Here is a 2,546-nt window from a genome sequence, read left to right on the forward strand (position 1 = left end):
CCGACACGATCGCGGCGCTCGCCGCGGCGCTCGGCGTCGCGGGGGAGCCCGTGCTCGCCGACGGCGCCTGGACGGTCGGCCCGCAGGACGGCACCGCGCCGACGCTGTGGGTGTCGCTCGACGGCACGATGAGCTTCTCCTACTCGGACCCCGGCAAGGACCCCTGGGTCTGCGAGGAGGGCACCGGGGTGTGCGAGCCGACAGGCGACCTCCCCGGCGAGGATGCCGCGATCGTCGCGCTGCGCGACCTCCTCGCATCGGCCGGCCGCGACCCCGGATCGTACGAGTTCTCCTCCGAGACGTGGGAGGGCGCGGTCACCCGCACGGCGTCCGCGTGGCCCGTCGTCGACGGCCAGCGCGTCGACACCGGCTGGTCGGTCGAGATCACGCAGGACGGCCTGTACAGCGCCTACGGTGCCCTCGCCGAACTCGTGCCGCTCGGCGACTACCCGGTCGTGAGCGAGCAGGAGGCGTTCGAGCGTCTCTCCGACCCGCGGTTCGGCGCGCAGATGACCATCATGCCGTTCGCGGTCCGCGAGCAGGCGAGCGATGACATCGCCGAGTGGGTGCCGCCGACCGAGCCGCCCGCCGTTCCGGCCCCCGGCACCGCGATCTCGTGGCCGGTGAACGACGTCGACATCGTCGAGGCCCGACTCGGGCTCGCGAGCCAGTGGCAGTCCGACGGCAGCGTCCTCGTCGTCCCGGCGTACGAGTTCACCGACGCCGAGGGCGGCGCCTGGTCCGTCGTCGCGGTCGCCGAGGAGCGGCTCGACTTCTCGACGGAGTAGGCCGGCACCGAGGACTCGGACAGCGGGGCGGCCTGTCGGAGCCCGGACGATCGGGCTAGGGTCGAGGCATCCCGCGCCGGTGCGGGAGGGGGAGCCGAGGCACATGAGCGATCACGTCTACCGCGTCACCGAGATCGTCGGGAGTTCGCCGGAGGGCACGGACACCGCGATCCGAAACGCCATCGCGCGAGCGACCGCGACGCTGCGGCACGTCGACTGGTTCGAGGTCGTCTCCACGCGTGGTGTCGTCGAGGAGGGCGGCGTCGCGCACTTCCAGGTCACGCTGAAGGTCGGGTTCCGACTCGAGGAGTAGGGGACCGGCCGCAGCCGGCGCCGTGACCGCGACGGGAGCTAGCCGAGCCCCGCAGCGGTGTCGTCGCGCGGCTCGTTCCGCAGGCGCGGCTCGGTGCGAAGCTCGGGACGCACGCCGGCCTTGTCCGCGTAGAAGGCGCGGATCCGGTCCATGTCGGACGCGACGTCGCCCGTGAGCTCGAACGTCGGGCCGAGGCCCGTCGTCATGGTCGTGCGGTCGACGAACCCGAGGGTCACCGGCATCCCCGTCTCGCGCGCGATGCGGTAGAAGCCCGACTTCCAGTAGTCGTTCGAGCCGCGCGTGCCATCGGGGGTCACGACCAGCCCGAACACCTCGCCCGCGTGGATCCGCGCCACGACCTCGCCGACGACCCGGCTCGGGTCGTCGCGGTCGACCGGGATGCCGCCGAGTCCGCGCATGATCGGGCCGCGCCATCCGCTGAACAGGCTCTTCTTGCCGAGCCACCGCACGTCGATGCGGTAGTGCCATGCGATCGCGAGCATGAGCACGAAGTCCCAGTTGGAGGTGTGCGGGGCGCCGATCAGGACGGACGGACGGCCGGGAGCCGACTCGCCCGCGAGCGACCACCTGCTGAAGGCCCAGTAGACGCGGGCGACGAGACCTCGGAGCATCCGGCAACCCTATGCGAGCGAGCATGCTCGCAGCGGCATGTGCCCTCCGCGTCAGCTGCGGAAGAACTCGTTCGCCGCGCGCGTGTAGAGCAGCAGCAGCCCGATGAGGGCGACCAGCGCGGCCACCAGTGCGGGCCAGAACACGGCCGGAACCGCGATCATCGCCCACACGGCCGTGATCAGGTTCAGCACGAACACGATGGAGACGAGGATGCGCGCCCCGTTGCTGCCGCGGAACAGCCCGAGGCTGACGAGGAACGTGATCGCCCCGATCACCACCTGCGTCCACCCGGTCGCGGCCGAATCGCCTCCGGTGAGGGTGAGGACGCCGCCGATGATCTGCAGCAGTCCGGAGATCCACGCGAGAACCGCGACGAGGGTCACGCCGCCGGGTCGAGTCGCCATATCGTGCTCCGTCCGTCAGGGCCGCCGGGATGCGGCGTCGCCGTCACGCTATCGCGCAGCGGGCCGCGGTCACCAGCATCCGCGCGGGTCCGCCCGTGTATCGATCGGATTCCGAGTGCCCGCCCGGGACCTCGCGCGGATGCCGGGCGCCGGTGGTCGTCCCTATGATCGCGCTGTGGACCCGTACGCCGCTCGCGCGACCCTCCAGATCCCGCCCGACGCCCCGTTGTCGATGGAGCTCATCGACGACGCCTACCAGCGCGAGTTCTGGCTTCGACATCCCTCTCGATACCCGGACGCCGACGGTCGCCGTGCCGCGGAGGCGTGGCGCGACACGCTGACTCGCGCCCGAGCGGTGCTCGTGGCGGAGCTCGCGTCGCCCGCGCCGACGGGAGCGCTCGCGGCGAC

At 72.1% G+C, this 2,546-nt stretch carries 5 protein-coding genes; 3 read left to right on the forward strand and 2 right to left on the reverse strand.

What is annotated here, in order from left to right:
* Both ESO86_RS19165 and ESO86_RS15350 read left to right on the forward strand, forming a co-directional pair.
* Positions 1–788: hypothetical protein (locus ESO86_RS19165; RefSeq protein WP_165307983.1), on the forward strand; the 788-nt coding region annotated here is incomplete at its 5' end.
* 103 nt (positions 789–891) lie between these two features.
* Entirely contained in the window at positions 892–1,101 is a 210-nt protein-coding gene (locus ESO86_RS15350; protein WP_129235756.1) for a dodecin, read from the forward strand.
* A gap of 38 nt (positions 1,102–1,139) precedes the next feature.
* Here the strand turns inward: ESO86_RS15350 and ESO86_RS15355 are convergent, their stop codons facing one another.
* Both ESO86_RS15355 and ESO86_RS15360 read right to left on the reverse strand, forming a co-directional pair.
* The gene (locus tag ESO86_RS15355) at positions 1,140–1,733 is read right to left on the reverse strand and encodes a 1-acyl-sn-glycerol-3-phosphate acyltransferase (RefSeq protein ID WP_129235757.1); all 594 of its coding nucleotides are present in this window, start codon (positions 1,731–1,733) and stop codon (positions 1,140–1,142) included.
* Positions 1,734–1,784: 51 nt separating this feature from the next.
* Positions 1,785–2,138: a hypothetical protein gene (locus ESO86_RS15360; protein ID WP_129235758.1), complete on the reverse strand. Its 354-nt coding sequence runs from the start codon at positions 2,136–2,138 to the stop codon at positions 1,785–1,787.
* Positions 2,139–2,313: 175 nt separating this feature from the next.
* On the opposite strand from ESO86_RS15360, the gene ESO86_RS15365 reads away from it, so the two are divergent.
* A partial coding sequence (locus ESO86_RS15365; protein ID WP_165307985.1) for a hypothetical protein occupies positions 2,314–2,546 on the forward strand: 233 nt, incomplete at its 3' end.

Source organism: Agromyces binzhouensis (assembly GCF_004135055.1).
Lineage (GTDB): Bacteria > Actinomycetota > Actinomycetes > Actinomycetales > Microbacteriaceae > Agromyces > Agromyces binzhouensis.

What these genes read in the sequence shown, in the direction of transcription:
- ESO86_RS15350 (WP_129235756.1), top strand. Translation starts at nt 892, where the DNA reads ATGAGCGATCACGTCTACCGCGTCACCGAGATCGTCGGGAGTTCGCCG.
- ESO86_RS15355 (WP_129235757.1), bottom strand. Translation starts at nt 1,733, where the DNA reads ATGCTCCGAGGTCTCGTCGCCCGCGTCTACTGGGCCTTCAGCAGGTGG.
- ESO86_RS15360 (WP_129235758.1), bottom strand. Translation starts at nt 2,138, where the DNA reads ATGGCGACTCGACCCGGCGGCGTGACCCTCGTCGCGGTTCTCGCGTGG.